Source organism: Pseudarthrobacter adonitolis (assembly GCF_055412845.1).
In genome coordinates this window covers 47167-67010 of the sequence record NZ_JBVAYW010000001.1, presented here as the reverse complement: position 1 = coordinate 67010, position 19844 = coordinate 47167, and the positions used below count along the sequence as shown (strand labels likewise).

The following is a 19844-nucleotide window of genomic DNA, read 5'->3' as shown; positions in this document are numbered from 1 at the left end:
TCCGCGGCACTACCCTAAGCATCCTGAGCAACCAATTGGCAAGCATGCTTATTATTTAGGCATGCTCGAAGGCCCGGGCACGGCAATGGACGCCCCAGATGACAGATCCAGGGGCACCGCCCGCTGGATCATTTCTTCTCTCGGGATCCCTCGCCCTCGGCGTCCGCGTGGTTCCCGATCAGATCGTCTTTGTGGCGGGCGTCCTGGAGATGGTGTTCCAACTTTTCCTCCGCCTCGCGCCGACGTTGGCCCACAGTCCGCATTTGCTGCGTTGTCGGAGCCGCGTGGGCATGCTGGTGCGGGCCGTGATCATGGATGCCGTCAGTGCTGTTCTCACTCATACTGAAATCGTCCCACCCCACGGAAGAGTCCGGAAGGCTTAGCTACAGGCGCGAAGAACGACGGCTGGACCTCCCGCCGTCGTCCCTTTGCACGTTCACGCCCTGCACGGGGAAGGTTCCCGTGGCACGTTCCCGGTACACGTAGCCCTCGTCTAGGAGCTCCTTGAACGCCTGGCGCACGGGAGCGCGGCTGACGTGGAAGCGCGTGATGAGAGCTTCCTCAGTCATCGCAAGGCCGTCGGTACCCGCCCCGACGCGCATTTTCGTCGATCAGGATCTGTTTAATCTGACGGTACAGGGACCCCGGATGCCCGATCGAGAGTCGCAGAAGTCATCAGCATCAACTGATGCCGTTCTTTATAACAAAGCCCCGCAACGCCGCCGGTCGCCGCGACGGGCGGCGACCTCCCGCCGTCGTCCGTTTGCGTTCAGTGCCGCTGATCTTCGGCGCCGACCAGCCGCCGTGGCGCGGCACGTGGAAGTATTCAGGTATGACTATCGATAAAGATGCTGCCAACACTCCGGCGCTAATGGACTCACACGGCACAGATGACTCGACCGAAGTCAGCCGCGGTTGGGACCACATCGGGGCCATCATCGTCGATGCCACGCTTCAGCGACGCCAGAACTACAACGAAACCGTCAAGCCGCGCGTCGAAGCCCTGGTCGCGGAATGGCCGGATGCCGCCACAACGAGTGGATTCCGACGGCACCTCGATACGGGAAAGCTCTCGGAAGTCATCGACTGGCCGTCGCCTGGCCGGCTGGCCCAGATAGAGGACATCACGAAAGTGTTCGAGCGTGAGGGAATCGAAACGGTATCGGAACTCCGCGGCGCGCTCGGTGACCTGACCGAGGGTGCCGCTCTTCGGGAAGCCCTTGCGCTGGTGCGGCACGTCAGTCCCAAAACGCTGGATTACATTGGCACGCTGAGCGGGATCTCAACGGGTGCGGACGACGACCAGGCTGCTGGCATCGAGGACTTGCCCTAAGGGCACATCGGCATACTCCGGGCGGGGCGCTTCGCCACCATGGCAGATGTCGCAGCGGTCCTCAAAGCCGTCAACACGGTCATCTCCGCGAGGAAGGTGGAGCGAACGACGGCGGGACCTCCCGCCGTCGTCCGCTTGCGTTAGGGGCCGTTCCCCCGCGGCGCCAGGCACAAAGCAGCGCGAACTATATTGAAGGTCAGCTCTCGGGTAAGCGCCCGGCCAGTCCTTGGAGCGACGGTTCACGGCCCAGCTCCACATGTGCGAAGGCCAGCGCCGCCGCCAGGTCCGCCTTGCCGTCATAAATGGCCTTGCACAGGCTCAGGTGCTCCGCGCACTGAACCTGGGGGTCACGGTGCCCGGTCAAAGTGAAGAGCCACTGCATCCTGCCCAGCAGAGGCTTCATGGAGTACTCTAGCAGCGAGTTGCCCCCCATCGCTACGATCTCTGCATGCAGGGCCGTATTGCTGAGCGGTATCTGCGCATGGTCGTGGCGCAGGGTTGCTTCTTCTGCCTGGTCCATCATCTGCTGCAGCCGCGACGACGACTGGCCTCTTGCCGCGGCCTGGGCTGCGAGGCGTGCGGCGAGGACTTCCAGGCTGAGCCGCACATCAAAGAGTTCGTTGACGTCCCGCAGGGTGATCTGCTTGACGGTGGCACCACGCCGGGGGGAGGCGTCAATGAAGCCTTCGGCTTCGAGCTGCTGGAGGGCTTCCCGGACGGGTACCCGGGAAACAGCCAGACTCTGGGACAGGTCACGTTCCCGGAGCCGGGACCCTGGCGCGAAGTCACCGGAGATGATCAGTTCCCGGATCCGTGCCCGGGCAGTGTCAGCCGAGGACGCGGGAGCTTCCGCTTGGACTGTCATTCATGCCTCCCGTTATTGCTGCGACGTCTTACTTCCGCGCTTACTCAGTTATTCAGTTCCACGCGGGTGCCAACCCCCTGATTGAGCGCAGCGTCGTACAGGAGCCGCCCGATGGCAAGATCCTGCAGACCGATACCAACCGAGTTGAACAAGGTTACGTCCTCATCACCATGGCGACCTGCTTTTGTCCCCGCCGCCACGTCACCAAGCTCGGCTTCCACGTCCTCAAAACTCATCACACCTTCGGCCACCGGGATGATCAGCCCGCCGGATTTGGCTCTGGCCGTTGCCAGGCTGTCCACGAAGACCCTCGCCCTCACCATGCCCGCCGAATCAATCTCCCGGTGGTCCGCCCGGGGACGGGACCCGACGGCGTTCACGTGCAGTCCGGGCTTGAACCACTCGCCCTTTACCAGAGGCTCGACGGCCGGCGTGAGGGTGCACAGCACGTCGGCAGCCTCCACAACTTCCTGGACGCTGGACGCCCGTGTGATGTTCAGGCCGTAATGGGAAATCTCGCTGCAAAAGGCTGCAACGGTGTCCGCGGAACGGGACCACACCACCACGTTTTCAATAGGAAGGACGGCCAGCATGGCTTCCACGTGTGCCACTGCCAGGGCGCCTGCACCGACCAGTCCCAGGGTTGTGCTGCCGGGCCTCGCGAGGAGCTTCGTCGCCACGGCACTGGCGGCGGCAGTGCGGACCCGTGTGGGGACTTTGCCGTCTAGGATGGCCAGGGTTTCGCCGGTTAGCTGGGAGACAAGCATGATGGTGGACCGCTGCGTGGGCAGGCTGGACTCCCGGTTCGCCGGGATGTCCGCCAGTAATTTGACGGATGCCAGCTCCTCGGCGCTGGACAGCGCTGCCATCGGCAAGAACCTCGCGTCCGAGGACGGCAAGAGAAGGGAATCCGGCGCCGGCTGAATGGCGGTGCCTCGGCTGAGGCCGGCAAAGACGCGTTCGACGGCGGCAATGGTCCCGGGCATATCGGCCAGGGCCTGGAGCTCGGAGGCTTTAAGAATCAAGGTCATGGGTGGCTTTCTGGATTGGGAGGGCGCGTTTGCTCGGGCAGGAGGAAGGTGGGAGGGGACAGCGTCGCGCTTATCCATAACGACCGATCAGAGGTCATTCCGTACAAGGACTCCCTGGGCCACCACTGCCCGGATTTCTTCCAGGGCCGAGGCGCTGTTCAAGGGATCAGAGTCCACGATGACGGCGTCTGCAAAGGAACCGCGCACCAGGCGTCCTGCACTCTCACTCCAGCCGAGCAGGGCGGCGGCATTGACTGTCGCGGCCCTCAGCGCGTCCAGTGGCGAAAGCCCGGCCTCAGCAAGTAGACGCGCTTCTGTGCCTATCGGGGTCACATCGGATCCGAAGGAGTCCGTCCCTGCGACCACCGTCACACCGGCTTCATGGGCAGCCCTCACAGCTGCTTTGATGATGGGCGTGTACTCCGTGCCGCGGGCGGCAAGGACCGGGTTGGAAGAGCCTGCCATGCTCGTGATGGCGTCCAATGTGGGAGTGAAGTAAGTGCCACGGCTGGCCATCCGGGAGATGGTCTCTTCACTGACGAAGACGCCGTGCTCGATGCTTCGCACACCGGCCCGGACGGCACCATCTATCCCCTCGGCGCTGTAGGCGTGGCAAAGCACGCCTGCTTTGCCTGCGGCCTTGACCACCGCAGAGAGCTGTTCGTAGTTGTAGACCAGTTCGCGGGGGTCTTGTTCCGCCAGGCCCGCCCGGGGGTTGGCTCGGGTCTTGATCACCTGGGCACCGCGTTTCAGGTTGACGCGGGTGAGGTAGGCGAGGTCCGTCGGCTCTGTGACTCCCCCGGACAGGGATGCCAGCGGTGCAAGGTCCGGGTCTGCGAGGAGCGAGTCCCCGAGATCGGGTGAGATGAACAGCCCGGCCGGGCTCATCCGGGGCGAGGCGCCGGCGGCCCAGGCAGGCAGGGCAGCGAGGGCGACGTCCTGATAGAAGCTGCTTGAACCACTTCTGACGCTGGTCGCTCCGCCCTGCAGGATGGCCCGCGCATCCGAAAGCGCGTTCGCATGAACATGCACGTCGATGAGGCCGGGAAGGACCCACCGCCCGGAGGCATCCACGATGCGGGCGCGGCCTGCAAGGGCGGCTACTGCACGCCGTGTTTCCTCTCGGGTGCCGACCGCGGTGACCTTGCCTCCTTCCAGCACAAGGACCCCGTCTTGCACTGCATTGCCCGTCTTGGGGTCCACTATGGTGCCGCCCTCGATGATCATGGGCGGGGGCGAAGCGGGGCGGTCACGGTGGCCGGGTCTTAATGCGTTGCCCTCTGCCCTCGCTGCCGGGGCACTTCCAAGCTGGGCAGCCAGGCTTGCCACCGAGATTCCCGCCAAGGCGGCCGCCCCGGCCAGGATGCCGCGGCGTGGAACCGCGGTTGGAGGCAGGGCAGGGGTGTGATCGTGCAGGCACATTATTCTCTCCAATGGGAAGGGCCCAGCCGGAGGAGCGCGGGTCCGATGTCAACAGGTCAAAGTCGTCGTTCTACCGAGGGCGGATGAGCTTCCCCCGCAATGTGCTGGTAGCCCTCGCATGCCCTCATCATACCGACTCTGGTATACCAAGCCAAGAGTGATCAAATGAGGAGTCGAAGGTTGCGGTCGCTACGGGGCAGTGACCGACTGTGCGATTTCCGCGCGTGGATAGGTGGGCGGAAACAGCTCGTCAGGCTCCCTGAGCTGGACGTCCCGCACCGAGTAGGCCGCCCGCATCTGGTCGAACAGCTGCTGCCCCTCGGCCCGCAGGGCGTCGAGGTCCAGGCCGGGCAGGCCACGGTCGACGACGACGGGGTGCCCTGCCACGAACGTATCGGTCACCTGGCGGGCCGTGCCGTTCAGCACGAGCGTGCGCAGCGGGTCTTCGACGACACCGTCCCCGAAGTGACCCAAGGAGACTACGGTAATGTCGGCCTGCATACCGGGTGCAAGCCTGCCCAGGTCAGCCCGCCCGAGGGCCTGCGCGCCGCCAAGGGTGGCGGCATCGAAGTAGTCCGCCAGAGTCCCGGCGTCGGGCCTTTGCTCGACCAGCCGGGCCAGGTGCATACCGGCGTCCATTCCGCGCACAAGGTCCGGCGGAAACGAGTCGGTGCCCAGGCAAATGTTGATGCCTGCCTTGCGGAAACGGTCGAACGAAACAAGCTGCTTCTGATAGCGGAACGATGTCAGCGGGCAGTGGACAATGCTGACGCCGTGGCGGGCTAGCGTGTCAAGCGGGCCGCCCGGCGCTGACGCGGCAGGGTCCTTGCCGTTGATCACCACACCATGCGGGATGAGAAGCCGCGTGCCGAACAGGCCGGTGGATTCGAGCAGTTCCAGGACGCCGCGTCCGGCGGAATGCTGCAGGAGTTCGTCCTCGAGAGGTGACTGGAGGCAGTGGAGCCGGACGAGCGCGTCCCGCTCCCTGGCGATCCGCGCCGTCTCGCGCATGAGGTCTTCGGACAGCGTCTCAATGCGGCACGGCAGCAAGGCCCCGGTGACGAGCGGGTCTGCGAGACCCGCGGCGTAGTCCATGAAGCGCTCTGCGTCGCGCAGGCCTGCCAGCCCCCGGGCCTCGTCGAAGTGGACCTCGCGGTCGCCGGCGGCAGTGATGACATGGACCCCAGACCGGTAGGCCGGCCCAAGGTAGCCGCGCAGTCCGATCCGCCGGCTTATCTCTGCCATGTCCACGAGCTCATCGAGGCCCTCAGCCCAGGAACTGTGGATTTCCGAGGCGATCGGCATGTAGGTCGTAATGCCATGCAGGGCGAGCTGCGCCAAGGCGAACTCGCGGACCGTGGCGCGTTCCGATGGCGTGAACACGTCCCGGCGACGGTTGGTGAAGTAGTCCTCCGACCACAGGTGGCCGGCGGCGACATCGGGCGAGGGCCACGAGTCCAGGATGAGGTGATCGATGTCGGCGAGGGCGTCCAGATCTATCAGGCCTGGCATGACCAAACTCTGGCCATAGTCGCGCTCCTCATCGACCGGGCCCTCGTAGTTGCGCCCCACGAAGGCGATGGAATCCCCCTCGAAGACGACTTCGCCGTCCTCGATAAGCGTGTGCCGTGTTCCGTCGAACCCCAGAACGTACCGGGCCGAGATTTTCGTGTACAACGTGCCTCCTTGGCGAACTGCCGATAAATGTGACTTGCCTCTCAATGGGTACGAGTATACAGTCACTTGGTATACCAAGAGTCGGATTCCGCAATGCGGGTTCTGATCCCTGATCCCCCCTCGAAAGGCCTGCGTCATGCGCAATGAAGCGAAGACCACAGTCGGCTCCGCGCCTGCCCTAGTGGACGCGTCACCTACGCGTTCTTTCCGTGCCCGTCCCGTCATGTGGTTCGCGATGATCGGGATCTCCACCGCCATATGTGCCGTAGCCATCACGATCGGAACGCATAAGTTCCACCTCGGACCGGCCGCCATCGTCCTGATGCCCATCCTATGGACCGTGCTCATTGGCGGATTCCTTGGAGTCCAGAGATGGAAACCGATTGGAGGGCGTGCCCGTGCCGTGTCCACGCATCTGATGGACGTATCCATTGTTTTCTTCCTGGCAGGCCTCGGCACCCAAATCGGACCATCGCTGACGAAGTTCACAAACATTGGCCCTGCGATCCTCCTGCAGGAGGTCGGCCACGTGGTGGGCACGGTGATCCTGGCACTGCCGGTCGCAGTTGCGCTCGGCTTGGGCCGCACTGCGATCGGCGCCACCTGGTCGATCGACCGTGAGTCCTACCTTGCCTTCGCCATCCAGCGCTTCGGTGTCCGCTCCCCCGAGTACCGCGGCGTCTTCGCCGTATGGGTGCTGGGCAGCGTCTTTGGCGCCGTGTTCATCTCCCTCCTGGCCGGCCTTCTCGGCGGACTGGACTTCTTTGACCCCCGGGCCCTCGCGCTGGGCCTCGGACTCGGGTCCGCCTCCATGATGCTCGGCGGCGTCGGCGCCCTGTCCATCCTGTATCCGGAGATGGCAGGGGAAATCATGGCCCTCGCAGCCCTGTCCAACCTCGTCACCAACATCGTCGGGTTCTACGCAGGTGTCTTTATCGCGCTGCCGATGTGCCAGAAGCTCTACAAGATGTGGTCCCGTTTATTCGGACGGGATGATCTCGGCCGCCGTGTCCGGAGCGGCGCTCTGGTTGGTGCTGAAGACGGAACCCGTGCGGGCTATTCAAACACGGCCCGCCAAAGCGGGGCAGCGACCGAACCGGATAAAGCGCCGGGCAACGACACCGTGGACGTCAACAGCATCGAAGAGGACCCCACTGTTGTCCGATCGCCTAGGACGTGGCTCATCGCGTTCGCCGCGACCGGTGTGGCCGGCTTCCTGCTCAACGCCCTCGGCACCGGTTCAGCGCGCCCATTGGACGTCGTCGGTGTGCTCATCCTGCTGGCCCTCACCGGCATCGCGCTCGTGCTTGCCAAGCTCGTCCCGGCGGTCCCGTCCAGCATCTGGGTCCTGGCCTTGGCCACCATTGCCTCTGCGACCTTCATGCCCACCGGACCCTTCATCGCCTCCACCACGCAGCACATCAACGTCCTCTTTGCTGGCTTGCCCATGATCGCCCTGATTGGCATGTCCCTCGGGCGCGACGTCAAGGCGCTGCGCTCACTGAGCTGGAAGATTGTCATTGTCGCCCTGATGACGTTCACGGCGAGCTTCATCGCCGCGGCAGTCATCGCCCAGGTTGCCTTGAACTTCTAGTACACGCTCCGGCGGGGAAGGCACCGGTCCCGCGGGATCAGTGCCCTCCCCGCCGTTCACAGCATCAGCCGAAAGGAATGAACCATGCTCATCACCAATGTCCGCCCCTGGGGCGGGGACGCCGTAGACATCGAGGTGCGGGAGGGGCGCATTGCAGCCATTCAGCCAGCGGGAACCGCCGTCATAGTCCCGGATGCTGACGGCGGGGCAGTGGACGGACGGGGCCGGATCGCCATGCCTGCATTCACCGATGTGCACGTCCACCTCGACTCGACCCGCATCGGGCTGCCGTTCCGGGAGCACACCGCTTCGCCCGGGGTGTGGAACATGATGTGCAACGACCGGGAAAACTGGCGCGATACCCCCATCCCCTATGGGGATGTAGTGGCGGGAACGCTGGAACGGATGATTGGACGAGGCACCACGCGCGTCCGTTCCTACGCCCAGATCGACGTGGACTGCAAGCTTGAGCGCTTCGAGGCAGTCATGGCCGCCAAGGAACGCTTCGCCCACGCCGCAAAAGTAGAAGTCATGGCTTTCCCCCAGGCAGGCCTCCTGCTCGAGGACGGCACCATCCCCCTCCTCGAGGAGGCCCTCCGCGCAGGGGCGACGACCATCGGCGGCATTGACCCCTGCCAGCTGGACCGAGACCCGGCCCGCCACTTGGACATCGTCTTCGGCCTGGCTGAGAAGTACGGCGCCGACGTCGACATCCACCTGCACGAGCCTGGCCACCTGGGGGTCTTCAGCGCGGAACTTGTCTTCGAACGCACCCGCTCGCTGGGTATGGAGGGACGCGTCTCGCTGTCCCACGCTTACGATCTCGCCAATGTCCACCCCGATGTGACCGCCCGGCTCGTGGAGCAGATGGCCGAGCTCGACGTTGCCTGGGCGACGGTCGCCCCGGCAAGCGGCGGCACGCAATTCGACCTCGCCCAGATGACCGAGGCGGGGATCCGTGTCGGCTTGGGCGAGGACGGGCAGAGGGACTACTGGAGCCCATACGGCAATTGCGACATGCTCGACCGCACTTGGCAGTTGGCGTTCACACACCGGCTGCGCAAGGACCGGCTGATCGAGCACTGTGCGGCGATCGCCACCATTGGCGGCGCGTCCATCATGGACCGTACCGTCCAGCGCCTCGCTAGTCCCGACGACCGTCCGGGCCTGGCTCCCGGAGATCGGGCCGACATCGTCCTGGTTGACGGCGAGACCGTCACGAGCACCGTCATGGACCGCGGCACCGACCGCACTGTCATCCACGATGGCAGGCTCGTCGCCGACGGCCTGGTCGTTCTTCCGAACCCGGCCGCGTAGTTAGCCCGCTGCCCAGAAGTTGACGCGGTTCCCGCTCAGAGGAGATGACGGCCAGGGAGTTCGCTGCAGCGTGGACGAGAAATGTTGATGAGCTCTGCCAGCTGGCCCTCATAAAGTTCGACGACGCCGAGAAACTCACGCTGTAGCGCTGGGACGGCGGCGGCGGGCTGCTGGCGTCTACGCAGACCGACGGCTCCCGTGCCTAGCGATTTCGGGCAGCATCATAAGTTTGCGGCTTCCTGCTCCGCCAGCCTGATCATACGAAGTTCGTCTTCCACCGCGCGGGACGGCCAGTAGTCCTTCGCCAGCTCACTCGCCCGGGTTAGATCCGCTGCCTGGAAGAGCTTTCCGAGCCGTCCGGCCGCCTGAAGCAGGGCGATCAGCACTATGGTCCTGGCATCGGATGCCTTGGAATCAGGCTTTGCATCAGGCGCCTCGAGATCGGCCGGCGCACCGCTGAGGGCGGCCTGGATCTTTTCCAGGAGGGCCGCCTCCGGAGCATGGTCCTTCTCCGGGTACCGCACGGCCCGGAACCGACCCAGGTGCTTTTCACCGACATGTTCCACGATGCCCAGTGACGCCATCCCCTCGTAGACACGCTGCACTTCGGCGCGACCCTCCAGCATGCCCACCCACGCCTTGGGAGTATGGGGCCGGGACTTGCCCCGGATGAGTTCCAGCTCGTGCTGGAAGTCCGTTTCCGGGGCGGTGCCGGTTGCCCTGACGCGCTTACCCTGCAGCTCGATCGCACCAATCAGGTCCAGCTCGGCCAATACTGCCCCTGCCACAGTGGTCCTGAGTGCGAATACCGGCACTTCAGCTTTGCCGTTCTTGTCGTTCGTCGGACATCCCCGTCCCCGGATCATCAGCAGCGTCCCCGGCAGCCGGTGCCAGGCCGGCCACCTTGCCCCGGTCGGGCCGGCCCGCCGAGGCGCCGCAGCGTACCGCCGCCACGGGATCGTACCGGCCGGCAGCGCCAGGCCGGGTTCCTGTCGGATGCGGCTTGCACAGAACCGCCTGAGGCGAAGCTCCAGGATTCTGTCTTCGCCTCAGGCTGGCCCCGGTCAGCGGATCGCGGTTGGATGGTCAGGGTGATGTTTTTGTGGAACGTATTTGCGTAGCCGACCTTGGCCGGGTTGTGTGCCGGTAGGGCTGCCTTCGGCGTCCACTGGAGTTGTGGCCACCGTATCGGTGAGGGCGTCAGCGTAGGTGGGTCGGGCGAGCTCGTAGTGCCGGTACAGCCTGTCCGTTTCGGCGGTTTCCAGGTCGAGGTCTGTGGCCAGCTGCGGGGCGTCGGTGATCTGGTCTTTGGTGTAGGGCACGCGGATGTCCTGTCCCTCGGTCAGTGCGCCTTCGACCGGGACGAAGGACTCTGAGATTCCGAATAGTCCTGTCCTGACGGTGATCCAGCTGGGCCGTTCGGTGTATTCGTCCAGGTAGACCTGTCCCAGGGGGCCGATCTTGCCTCCGTCGATGGCGTGGACGGTTGCGCCCTTGGCGAGCAGATCGTCGATGTCTTCCGGGCCGAGCATGGTGTCTCCTTGGATTTTCTATATGCGCAGGTTGGGGTGGCTTGTGGAAAAGTATGCGCAGGTTGGGGTGGCTTGTGGAGAAGTGAAATATCCGACGCTAAGGTCGTGTTCTTCGGCGTGACGTGTTCTTAGTAGATGACGGTGCCGGTGGCCTCCACTGTGGTGCCGGAAATGGCGTTTCGGCCGCTGACCTCGAGCTGTATTCCTGTCCGCCGCAGCGGTGTTTCCAAGGCCGTGGAGAGGTCCGGAATGACCCGGGTGTTGATCCTGTGGAGGACGTCCTGGATGTCGGCGCGGTTGTTGACCGTGACTTTCATCGTCAGATCCGGGTCCACGGCTGTGCCGCGCAGCAGTGCCGAGGAACCCACAACCCCGGGCAGGGTATTGATCTCGTTTTCCACCGCGGAGCCCAGCACTGAGGCTTCACACAGCGTGGTTCCGGAGGCGGGGTCCTGATGCAGCCGGTACCTGTCGGCGGGATTCCTTCGTGGAATCTGTGCCAGGATCCACGACAATCCCAGGGAGCCCATGACAACCCCGGCCACCAGGATAATGGCTTTAGCAGCGGCAGGGCCGAAGACCGTGTGCAGGTCCCCTGTCACGACGGGACTCTCTGCAGCGACCGTTGAGGGGTTCATGGCGTGCAGCGTTCCGCTGGCCATCAGCAGTATCAGGACGCCGCCGGCCAGGGCGAGAATGCCAAGGATGACCAGGCACGTGCGGTTCAGCGCTCCGGCGTGTTGTCGCATGGGGTGCCTTCCTTCCGGAATGCGTGAGGATGGTGGCCGCGGTCATTCCTTGGACCGGACGGACGCCGTGATCTTTGGGACCGGGTTGAGTCCGGCACTGGCCAGTTGGTCCCTGGCCTCGGCAATGACACGGCCGTGCAGCTCCCGTGTTTCATGCAGGGCCGTGGTCACGTTAAGATGGACCGCGCGCGCCGAGGCCGTGGCCGATGCTGAACCGACGCCGTCGACGTATTCACAGTGCGCCGCCACGTACCGCGCAACGGCCCGCCGCGTCATGACAATCTCCTGCGTGCCTGCCACCGGCACTTGCCCCTCGTCCCCGGGCGACTGCAGCCGCAAGGCGTTAAAGCGGCCCGGAACCAGTGCTGCCGCCAGCAGGACCAGTCCCACGACCGCCGCCGCAGCTCCGACGGCCCAGACTCCCGGATCGTTCCAGGTCACACCGGCCAGCCAGTCACGGGGGCCGGCCAGAAACACCGGCCACGAACCCGTGGCCAGCCGGGCCAGTGCCGCCCATACCAGTGCCACGCCGGCGGCCAGAAGCAGCGTTCCCAGAATCAGGGCAGGAACCGCCCGGCTGGGACGGTGCCGCAGGGGTGTGGCTTTCCCATCGTGCCGGCTCATAACAGCCTCCGGCGGCCGGTGGATTCATCGGCAGGTTTCAGCCAGGACACTGTGATGTCGATCTGGCGCACCTCCACCCCGGTCAGGGCGGTGACGCGTTCGCTGATCCGGCGGCGCAGCTGGTCGGTTACCTGGCGCAGCGGTACCGGGTAGAGCAGCCCTATTTCCACGCTGAGCACGGCGATATTGCCCGCCAGCTCGACCGTAACTTTGGGCCGGGCGGAAAAGTCCGAATGTGCTCCGATGCCCAGAAACCCACCTGAGGACCCGCCGGCAAAGGACTCTTCGCTGGCGACCTGACCTGCGATCTTCTCCAGCACCTTCCGGTCAAGGACGGTGCGCCCCCGCGAATCCAGGTCCCGGGAGCCGGCATCCGCTGCGGTGGTATTCATCGGCTGGATGCTTTGCCGAACAAGGCCTGCAGATCCAGTTTCCCTTCCGCAATACGGCCCACTACCAGCCCAATCAGGCCAAAGAGGACCGCTATCACCAGGGCTGTAAAACCTCCGAACGCCAAAACGATTCCAAGTACCAGGCCGACTGCCAGACACCATCGTGTAGTGGACATGCGGCACTCCTTCCAAAATCGGTTACCGCCCGAGAACGGGACGGAGCGGGTGAGCTGGTTACTCCAGTGGCGTCTTGGCGTCCTGTTCGGGCCGCTCATCCTCGGGCAGATGAACATCGGTGACGTGGACATTCACTTCCAGCACCTCCAGACCGGTCGCGCGCTCCACCGACTGGATGACATTGCGCCGGATATCCTGGCTCACCTCGACAATGGACGTTCCGTACTCGACGACGATGCTCAAGTCGATGGCGGTCTGGCGTTCACCCTTCTCCACGCTCACCCCACCGCTGACATTCGTCTGGGAACCTGGAATGCGCTCGGTCATCGCGCCGAACGCACGCCGGGCAGCGCTGCCCATCGCATACACCCCGGGAACCTCACGCGTAGCCATGCCGGCCAGCTTCTGGACCACGGTTTCCTCAATGGTGGTATCCCCCCGGTCCGTGTGCAGCAGGTCGGTGCTGCGGCGCGTCTCAACGGGGGCGTTCCGTTTCCGCCCCTCCTCGGGAGCCGCCATGCCACCGGACTGTCCAGGGAACTGCGGGGCTTCTGTCACGGGAACCATCTCCTCAATCAACCGATGCGATGTTGCCTACATGGTTAAAGACGCACGTCACCGCCAAACGTCACGCGGATAGGCAAACTGATTTGTCTCTGCTTCCCCGCACCGGGGCATTCCCATTACCGGCGCCGTCTGAAAACATTGGTCATAAGCCCCGGAACCCGGGTGGTGCGGTTCGGAGGCACAGAGGACGGCGGTGACGATGGATGAACGTGAACCCGTTGTCCTGACACGGCTCGATGATCTGGACGAGGCGACCGTCGTCGCCCGGGCCCAGGACGGCAACCTGGACGCCTTCGAATACCTCGTCAAGGCGTATCAGGGCAGACTTTTCCGTCTCGCTTTCCGGATGCTGCATGACCGGGGCGACGCCGAAGACGTCGTGCAGGACACCCTCGTGGCCTGCTGGAGAAACCTGCCGCTGCTGATAAACAGGCAGGCTTTCAGCGGGTGGCTCTACCAGATGGCCACCAACCGCTGCCTGGACAGGCTGCGGCGACGGACCAGCCAGCCGGAGGTCGTCCAGGAACCGGCCACTCTGCAAACAACCGCCGATTCCTCCACCGATCCGGGAGCCGGAGGCGATCCCGCCCGCGAAGCGGAAATCTCCTGCGAGATCGACGGCCTGGCCACAGCGCTGCTAACCCTCCCGCCCGAGCAGCGCGCCTGCTGGCTCCTGCGGGAAATCCACGACCGCAGCTACGCTGAAATAGCCGCAACACTGAAGGTCAGTGAACAGACGGTCAGAGGCCGCCTCGCCAGAGCACGCGCAGAACTCGCGGAAAAGATGAGTCAATGGCAATAGACGAAACCATCCCCCGCCTGGGCTGTGGCCGCAGCATCGACGAATCCTGGGCAACCATCAACCAGCCCCCCACCGCCCACGAAAGCGGCTGCGTCCAGTGCCGGACGGCACGGGCCAGCCTGGCAAGGCTCGCGGAGGCCACCCGCGCGCTTCGGGAAAACGATGCAGAAGACGCCTCCCTGCAGCCCCATCACGCCGTCAAGGACGCCATCATGAACCTGGCCCGGGCCGAAGTCCGGAGGGGCAACCGGCTCCCCGTCTACCAGGCTGACCAGGGGGGCATCACCATCAGCGAACAAGCCATCACCTCAGTCATCTGGTTCGGCGCGGACGCCCTTCCGGGAGTACGGGCCCGTCGCTGCCGTGTCCACCCTGACCCGGATACCGCGGAGACCCGCTCTGCCGGGACCGCCGACATCGCGGTTAACCTTCGAATCGCCGTGGCCTCCGGCACCGACATCCCCGGAACCGCCGAGCTGCTGCGTGAACGGATCACCAGCATGATCACAGCACACGTCGGACTCAACGCCGGAGCCATCAACATCACCGTGGAGGATTTCTACGATGTCTGAGCATCCCCTCGAAGCCCGGCTGATCAGCAGCCACCTCATTGCCGACCTTGCTGCCCGCACCGCCCTCGATACACCAGGTGTCCTCCGACTCGAACCGACCCTGAAAAACCTTCTCACCCGCCTGGGAACAGGAACAATCCAAAATCTCCGCAGGACAGACACCCGAACCACTCCCGCCCGGCACGACGGCGTCTTCGTCACCGTCCACAACGGCATCGCCGACATCCAGCTCGACATCGCCACCGATATCGCCTTCGCAGCCCTGAACGTCGCCCAGGCCGTGCGGGAGCAGATCGCCCGGACCATCAGCCACACCGGCCTCACCCCCGGGCGCATCGACATCTCAGTCCTGGCCATAGAGCACCCACCCACCGCCACAGCGGCCCACCCTCCCAAGCCCCTATGATCCAGGACACCAGCATGACGGCCACCCCACCATCATCGTTACGGATCAGCCTGACGATTCCGAACCACCGCACCGCACCCGGACTCCCGAACGCTACTCTTCCCGGCATGGAACCGGCATGAACTCTGAACACAACCAGGAGAATCCGGCCGAAGGAAACACGAGCGGAACCGGCCGGCACCAAGGCAGGACATTCTGGGCAACGGCCATCCTCCTCCCGCCGGCGCTGCTGCTGTGCGGCGTCTGGATGCTGCTGATTGCCAACTACCTTCCCGCCACCGTGTTCTTCTTCGCCGCCATGGCGTCTCTGGCCTACTTCGCAGCCAGACGCCGACACGGCCGCAGCCCAAAATAGACGCCGGAACGGCCTTCCGGCCGGCAGGCCAACTTTCCCTGTTGGAACAGGTCTCAGCTTTAAGCATCGGGTGCCGTCTGCCTGTTTTACCTCCGGGGTATGTGGAATGCTTCAGCCATGCCGTTTTACGTCGAATACACCGTTAATCAGAATGCCGACATCCGTTCTGCGCTGGACGCCGCTGACCGGGAGGAAGCTCTGAGCAGGGCCACCGATGCGGTGAGGGAGGCCGGGTGCCGGGCCGCCCTGCTGCGCTTCGAGGCCACAGCGAGTACCTCTTTCGGCCAGGGTGTCTTGGTTGCCCGATACTCGGAAACCGTTGGCTGGGAAACGCTGTAGGACGGCCCTCGGGGAGCCCTGCGGATCACTCGTCGCGGCAGCACTGTGAAGGGTCACGACTGCGGGCGGACAAGCTCCTAATCAAGCCAGGACCAGCGGGTCAGGCCGGCGCCGGCAGTTCAAGGGACACGTCAAAGGGAAGGCACGCGCATTTGCGGCCAGCATTCTCGAGGGTCACCTCTTGCTGCCGACACCAACCCTTCCGGATCAACCCCTCCGGGGCCACCTTAAGACTCACAGTGTGCTCGTTCGTCCCGTGTTGCCACGGTGAGTGAGGATCACAGAAGTAGACCGGAACGCCGGTGACTGCGGTGAATCCGGCATGCTTGGCCACCTCACTTCCCTGATCCCAGGTCAGCGTTTTCCGCAAACCCGCCGGAAATGGAGTCAGGGCCCTGATGAGTCCGTCGCGCAGTCCGTCGGCACGGTTATTCCCGGGCACGTGCACCAAGAGCAGGTATCGGGTGCTCCTCTCGACCAACGTAGCGATAGCGGAACGGTTCTGCGTACCCATGATCAGATCGCCTTCCCAAGACCCGGGAACGGAACGTCGCCCGCCTCCTCCGGCCGGTCCCTGATCATCAATACGTCCCCGGCGAATCCAGGAGCGTGACCGATGACGCGGCAGGGCTCCGGGATCGCTGGCGAGGAAAAGATAAACGACGACTGGAACATGCTGGCAGGCCGCACCGTCGAGATTCGCTGCGACGACAAACACATCCGCACTGCAGAACTCGAAATAGCAGCAGCAGATTCCACCATCATGTGGTTGCGGTCCCACGGCAACGACCCTCGGCAAGCCATTCTGCAAAGCGATGGCTACGCCATTCACCTCATCGGCTGACCCGAAACCGCCGGCGGCTCTATGCAATAACCAGCCAAACTTCAGAATCCGGCAGTGTCCCAGTTCCTTGGGAGGTGGAACACCCTTGGTGGAACGCTCCCTCGCCGGCTCGGACACGACCGGCGTGAAAGCTGTTCTACGTTTGGGATAGACCGTGCATCAGCTCTGCCATTGGACGATGTCTGCGCGGCTGCGCTCTGCTCGGCGAGGAACTCTGCCCAGCTACACATCATGCGCTGCGCCACGGGACCGGCTAAATTCTCACCGGCCCCACGTACACCCACGCACCCCTGCCCCCTCGGATGCAGACGCCAGCACCGACAGGATCCCGGCCCTCGCTCAGGCGCCGGGTCTCGTTCACGGGCTCACCATCACGCTACCCGGGAACCCAGCAGCCAGAAAAGCCCAACGCGCAGCCGCAGTTACGGCGAAGAAGGCAACCCGCACAATGGGGCGGGCGCTACAACAACACCGCCGCATAGTATCGGTGGTCGCCGCGGCCGCGGCATTCATGGTCGTAGTGGGCGCCGTGGCCGTGTGGTGGCGGCACATGTCGGAGAAGAGTGGCCCGGAGGGAGAGCGCGAGACCGACACCCGACCTTCGCCGCTTCCCGAGGAACTGGCCGGCCGGATGTCGCCCTAGGCAGTCTTCCGACCCACGCATCCGCTCCGCCCGCCGCGGTACCGTCAGCGCAGCGGACTTCGGCGATCTGATCCGCGGCCCGCGATTGGTATAGCCACGTTGTCCCGCCGGTCCCCATACGTTCCGGCAGGACTTCTCTTTTACCCCGTCCCACATCCTTGGAACCGGGACACCCCCGGTGGGACGCTCCCCACTGATCGGGATGTCGTTTTCCGACTTGCTTGCACGGAATGTCCAAAGTCGTTGGCATGCAGATCCTGACGGCGCTTCCTCCGGCCTAAGCAGCCGCCCGGCTTCACGCGCGCTATGCGTGGCGTGCCGGTGGCTGGTGCAGGCCGAATGCTGAGCCCTGATCATCCCTGCAGAGCTTGAACCGGCCGTATCCGCGGCGCTGCCCTCGTCACCCAGTCAACGTCTTCCGCGGTGCCGCCCAGCTCCCGCACCGTGGCCAAGGCAGCGTCCAAGTCGTCCACGTGGAAGAAAAGGTATGGAGCCGCGCCGGCATCGGCGCCATGCATCCCGCCCGGGATTCCCGGCGTTTCAAATCGTGAACCCTACTTCTCCGGAAGGTCCGGGGGCAAAGTCCCAGCCGAAGAGCGCGCTATAGAACGCCCTGCCGCGCTGGGGATCTTGGACCCCAATCTCAAAGAACACCGGTTCGCCAGACATCGTTTCCTCCTGGCTCGGGAAAAGGACGAATCAACCTTAGACCCCCGCGCGCCCGTGGGCAACGGGTGTGCCTGCGGCCTGGTGCGTTCCCACACCGTGCCGGCCGGTGGGGCATCCGTGACGATCTTGGAGCCGAAGAGCGATATCGCGGAAGGCAATTCGGTCACCGGCAATGACAAGACCGGCATTCGCCAGGCGAAAAGCTGCTGTCCCACATCCTTGGAACCTGAACACCGCCAGTGGGACACTCCTCCACAGAGCGGGATGTCGCTGTGCGAACTCATCTGCACTGAATGTCAGAAGTCGCGTGCACTGATCGTTCAGCCCGTAACACTCGTGAATTGTATGTGGGCAGAATAGCGGACAAACTGGAACCCGTCACCGGGCTGCCCCCGCCCACCAGCTTCTCGGACTCGAGGGGTCGGTTTCCTAAGGTCTTATCCCAGCCTGCGCCCGCTTCCGGGACCAGCTTCAGCTGCTTTCCTTCTTGGCGGAAGCGAATCCAAGCCAAATGTGGCGGTTTCCCGCCCAGCACCAGCCCACCTTCGGCGCTCCCTTGTTGGTGCGACCGTCACGCCCCGTGCCGCCGCTGATCCAAATAGCCGGTGTGCGGGTGTCCAGTGCCTTGCCCTTCTTTTTACGAGAGGCGATTGTCATAAAGCAGTAGCCCGGCTCCAGACGTTCCGGTTGTTGCAGAAGCCAGGAGATCCCTTCATTCACAGTGAGCGGCCGGCGCCCCTCGTTTTCGATGTGAGGCAGCGCCTCGTCGGGGCTCCAATTCGACATTTCGTCTCCTCGGTTCACCTCATCTATGACATAGAGGGGTTCGGACGGAATGGAAACGCCTGTAATTGGAGTGAAGTCGTTGAGGTCATTCATGTCTGAAACGACAAAACCCGCCTTTCCCTCCCGGTTGAGTAACGGCGTCAGGAGGGTAGGTGAGACAAAAGAGGGGTGGACCACAACAATCCCGTCCGACCCGCCAACAGACAACGAGGCTGCGTGCTGGCGGAATTCCGCTGGTGTGCACCCAGCCAGAGCCGGTACTCCCAACTCCACGAGTCTGTCGATCTGCGCCGGTACGTCAGGGGAAGTGGGCGGCAATGTAGCTTCAAGAACCAAGGAGGAACCACCTATCGTCGAGGATGCGGGGACTGGTACAGCCAAGGGGGTGTGTTCTTTATTCCCACGCTTGTTCCTCACCCGGGCGGCGTTGCCTCCACTCGACGACGCGGGGACGGCTTGCCGGAGCGTCGGCGTACGTGCCCTGCGCCGCGCCGATGGTGACGCTCGCTACGCCGCCACTGAGTGACTGCGTGATCTCGGTGGTGCGCACTGAGCCGTTCTCGTAGTCGACCGTTGCGCCGTCGTCCTCAAAGAGCGTGAACGCGCTCTGCTGCTCGTCGGAGAAGACGCGGGCGATCAGCTCCGGGTGGGCAACGGAGTCGCTGCGATCGCCTTCGATGTTCTTCGTGTTCGAGTCCACGAACGCCTTCGGCAGGATCGCCCCGGCCCTGGCGTATGCGGGGAGTGTGAATTCCCCGTTCCGCCAAAATGGAACATCCTGAATCCATTGCCCGGTGCTCTGGATCCGTTCGTTCGTATGCAGATCGATCCACTCGCCGGCGGGCAGGTAGATGTTGCGTTGGCGCTCACCCTCGCTTGCCACGATCCCGACCAGGAGATCGCGTCCGAGCATCTTCTCGTGGCCCATCTCCCGCACTGCGTCATCGTCCTGGTAGTAGTAGGCCAGGGGCGGCGCCAGCGGTTCACCGTAGCGGTTGGCCCGGTGCGCGAGGGAGTAGTAGTACGGGGCCAGTTCGTACCGCTGCCTCAGGTTCGAAAGGTTGCTGGCCGCGTGGCCAATTGAGTCCGGCGTGGTCTCGAAGCAGTTGCACAGGTTCTCCGTGTGCGGGCGCAACGGGGTGTCGAAC

The 19844-nt window shown here is 64.2% G+C and carries 26 protein-coding genes; 9 read left to right on the top strand and 17 right to left on the bottom strand.

Annotated elements, in window-relative coordinates:
* Positions 1-128 precede the first annotated feature (128 nt).
* The gene (locus tag ACZYZ4_RS00330) at positions 129-341 is read right to left on the bottom strand and encodes a hypothetical protein (protein WP_463857184.1); all 213 of its coding nucleotides are present in this window, start codon (positions 339-341) and stop codon (positions 129-131) included.
* A gap of 42 nt (positions 342-383) precedes the next feature.
* Positions 384-569, bottom strand: coding sequence for a GntR family transcriptional regulator (locus ACZYZ4_RS00325; protein ID WP_463857182.1), 186 nt, complete (start codon positions 567-569; stop codon positions 384-386).
* 119 nt (positions 570-688) lie between these two features.
* Here ACZYZ4_RS00325 and ACZYZ4_RS00320 point away from each other — a divergent pair, with 119 nt between their 5' ends.
* On the top strand, positions 689-1333 hold the full coding sequence (locus ACZYZ4_RS00320) for a hypothetical protein (RefSeq protein ID WP_463857180.1): 645 nt from the start codon (positions 689-691) through the stop codon (positions 1331-1333).
* A gap of 196 nt (positions 1334-1529) precedes the next feature.
* Here ACZYZ4_RS00320 and ACZYZ4_RS00315 read toward each other — a convergent pair whose 3' ends face one another.
* From ACZYZ4_RS00315 to ACZYZ4_RS00300, 4 genes are all read right to left on the bottom strand, one after another.
* The gene (locus ACZYZ4_RS00315) at positions 1530-2198 is read right to left on the bottom strand and encodes a GntR family transcriptional regulator (RefSeq protein WP_463857178.1); all 669 of its coding nucleotides are present in this window, start codon (positions 2196-2198) and stop codon (positions 1530-1532) included.
* 44 nt (positions 2199-2242) lie between these two features.
* Positions 2243-3229, bottom strand: coding sequence for an ornithine cyclodeaminase family protein (locus ACZYZ4_RS00310; protein ID WP_463857177.1), 987 nt, complete (start codon positions 3227-3229; stop codon positions 2243-2245).
* 87 nt (positions 3230-3316) lie between these two features.
* A complete protein-coding gene (locus ACZYZ4_RS00305) occupies positions 3317-4651 on the bottom strand; it encodes an amidohydrolase family protein (RefSeq protein WP_463857175.1) in 1335 nt (444 codons plus the stop codon).
* A 189-nt stretch (positions 4652-4840) separates the two neighbouring features.
* The gene (locus ACZYZ4_RS00300) at positions 4841-6328 is read right to left on the bottom strand and encodes an amidohydrolase family protein (protein ID WP_463857173.1); all 1488 of its coding nucleotides are present in this window, start codon (positions 6326-6328) and stop codon (positions 4841-4843) included.
* 136 nt (positions 6329-6464) lie between these two features.
* On the opposite strand from ACZYZ4_RS00300, the gene ACZYZ4_RS00295 reads away from it, so the two are divergent.
* Entirely contained in the window at positions 6465-7922 is a 1458-nt protein-coding gene (locus tag ACZYZ4_RS00295) for a DUF3100 domain-containing protein (RefSeq protein WP_463857171.1), read from the top strand.
* A gap of 84 nt (positions 7923-8006) precedes the next feature.
* The gene (locus ACZYZ4_RS00290; RefSeq protein WP_463857169.1) at positions 8007-9239 is read left to right on the top strand and encodes an amidohydrolase family protein; all 1233 of its coding nucleotides are present in this window, start codon (positions 8007-8009) and stop codon (positions 9237-9239) included.
* Positions 9240-9460: 221 nt separating this feature from the next.
* On the opposite strand, the gene ACZYZ4_RS00285 is transcribed toward ACZYZ4_RS00290, so the two are convergent.
* From ACZYZ4_RS00285 to ACZYZ4_RS00255, 7 genes are all read right to left on the bottom strand, one after another.
* Positions 9461-10105 (bottom strand): GOLPH3/VPS74 family protein, encoded by a 645-nt coding sequence (locus tag ACZYZ4_RS00285; protein WP_463857167.1) that lies wholly within the window; start codon positions 10103-10105, stop codon positions 9461-9463.
* Positions 10106-10303: 198 nt separating this feature from the next.
* Positions 10304-10771 carry a PRC-barrel domain-containing protein gene (locus tag ACZYZ4_RS00280; protein WP_463857165.1) on the bottom strand — a complete coding sequence of 156 codons (468 nt, stop codon included), beginning with the start codon at positions 10769-10771 and terminating at the stop codon, positions 10304-10306.
* Positions 10772-10899: 128 nt separating this feature from the next.
* Entirely contained in the window at positions 10900-11520 is a 621-nt protein-coding gene (locus ACZYZ4_RS00275; RefSeq protein WP_463857164.1) for an Asp23/Gls24 family envelope stress response protein, read from the bottom strand.
* A gap of 42 nt (positions 11521-11562) precedes the next feature.
* Positions 11563-12144, bottom strand: coding sequence for a DUF6286 domain-containing protein (locus ACZYZ4_RS00270; RefSeq protein WP_463857162.1), 582 nt, complete (start codon positions 12142-12144; stop codon positions 11563-11565).
* The gene (locus tag ACZYZ4_RS00265; protein ID WP_463857160.1) at positions 12141-12536 is read right to left on the bottom strand and encodes an Asp23/Gls24 family envelope stress response protein; all 396 of its coding nucleotides are present in this window, start codon (positions 12534-12536) and stop codon (positions 12141-12143) included. The genes ACZYZ4_RS00270 and ACZYZ4_RS00265 overlap by 4 nt, the downstream gene beginning before the upstream one ends.
* Entirely contained in the window at positions 12533-12712 is a 180-nt protein-coding gene (locus ACZYZ4_RS00260) for a hypothetical protein (RefSeq protein WP_463857158.1), read from the bottom strand. The genes ACZYZ4_RS00265 and ACZYZ4_RS00260 overlap by 4 nt, the downstream gene beginning before the upstream one ends.
* 58 nt (positions 12713-12770) lie before the next feature.
* Complete coding sequence (locus ACZYZ4_RS00255; RefSeq protein WP_463857156.1) at positions 12771-13280, bottom strand: Asp23/Gls24 family envelope stress response protein; 510 nt, start codon at positions 13278-13280, stop codon at positions 12771-12773.
* A gap of 199 nt (positions 13281-13479) precedes the next feature.
* Between ACZYZ4_RS00255 and ACZYZ4_RS00250 the strand changes: the two genes are divergently transcribed.
* From ACZYZ4_RS00250 to ACZYZ4_RS00230, 5 genes are all read left to right on the top strand, one after another.
* A complete protein-coding gene (locus tag ACZYZ4_RS00250; RefSeq protein WP_463857154.1) occupies positions 13480-14082 on the top strand; it encodes an RNA polymerase sigma factor in 603 nt (200 codons plus the stop codon).
* A complete protein-coding gene (locus ACZYZ4_RS00245; protein ID WP_463857152.1) occupies positions 14073-14654 on the top strand; it encodes an Asp23/Gls24 family envelope stress response protein in 582 nt (193 codons plus the stop codon). The genes ACZYZ4_RS00250 and ACZYZ4_RS00245 overlap by 10 nt, the downstream gene beginning before the upstream one ends.
* Positions 14647-15060 (top strand): Asp23/Gls24 family envelope stress response protein, encoded by a 414-nt coding sequence (locus ACZYZ4_RS00240; protein ID WP_463857150.1) that lies wholly within the window; start codon positions 14647-14649, stop codon positions 15058-15060. Before ACZYZ4_RS00245 ends, ACZYZ4_RS00240 begins: the two co-directional genes overlap by 8 nt.
* 118 nt (positions 15061-15178) lie before the next feature.
* A complete protein-coding gene (locus tag ACZYZ4_RS00235; protein ID WP_463857149.1) occupies positions 15179-15415 on the top strand; it encodes a hypothetical protein in 237 nt (78 codons plus the stop codon).
* Between the two features lie 117 nt (positions 15416-15532).
* The gene (locus ACZYZ4_RS00230; RefSeq protein WP_456504060.1) at positions 15533-15754 is read left to right on the top strand and encodes a hypothetical protein; all 222 of its coding nucleotides are present in this window, start codon (positions 15533-15535) and stop codon (positions 15752-15754) included.
* Positions 15755-15854: 100 nt separating this feature from the next.
* Here ACZYZ4_RS00230 and ACZYZ4_RS00225 read toward each other — a convergent pair whose 3' ends face one another.
* Positions 15855-16268: an IS30 family transposase gene (locus tag ACZYZ4_RS00225; protein ID WP_463857147.1), complete on the bottom strand. Its 414-nt coding sequence runs from the start codon at positions 16266-16268 to the stop codon at positions 15855-15857.
* Between the two features lie 102 nt (positions 16269-16370).
* Here ACZYZ4_RS00225 and ACZYZ4_RS00220 point away from each other — a divergent pair, with 102 nt between their 5' ends.
* Positions 16371-16598, top strand: a complete 228-nt coding sequence (locus tag ACZYZ4_RS00220) for a hypothetical protein (RefSeq protein ID WP_463857145.1) — start codon at positions 16371-16373, stop codon at positions 16596-16598.
* Between the two features lie 1183 nt (positions 16599-17781).
* Here the strand turns inward: ACZYZ4_RS00220 and ACZYZ4_RS00215 are convergent.
* The 3 genes from ACZYZ4_RS00215 to ACZYZ4_RS00205 form a co-directional block, all read right to left on the bottom strand.
* Positions 17782-17910, bottom strand: coding sequence for a VOC family protein (locus tag ACZYZ4_RS00215; protein WP_463857143.1), 129 nt, complete (start codon positions 17908-17910; stop codon positions 17782-17784).
* 471 nt (positions 17911-18381) lie between these two features.
* Entirely contained in the window at positions 18382-18969 is a 588-nt protein-coding gene (locus tag ACZYZ4_RS00210; protein WP_463857864.1) for a DUF5701 family protein, read from the bottom strand.
* Positions 18970-19090: 121 nt separating this feature from the next.
* Positions 19091-19831: a DUF5110 domain-containing protein gene (locus ACZYZ4_RS00205; RefSeq protein ID WP_463857141.1), complete on the bottom strand. Its 741-nt coding sequence runs from the start codon at positions 19829-19831 to the stop codon at positions 19091-19093.
* Positions 19832-19844 lie beyond the last annotated feature (13 nt).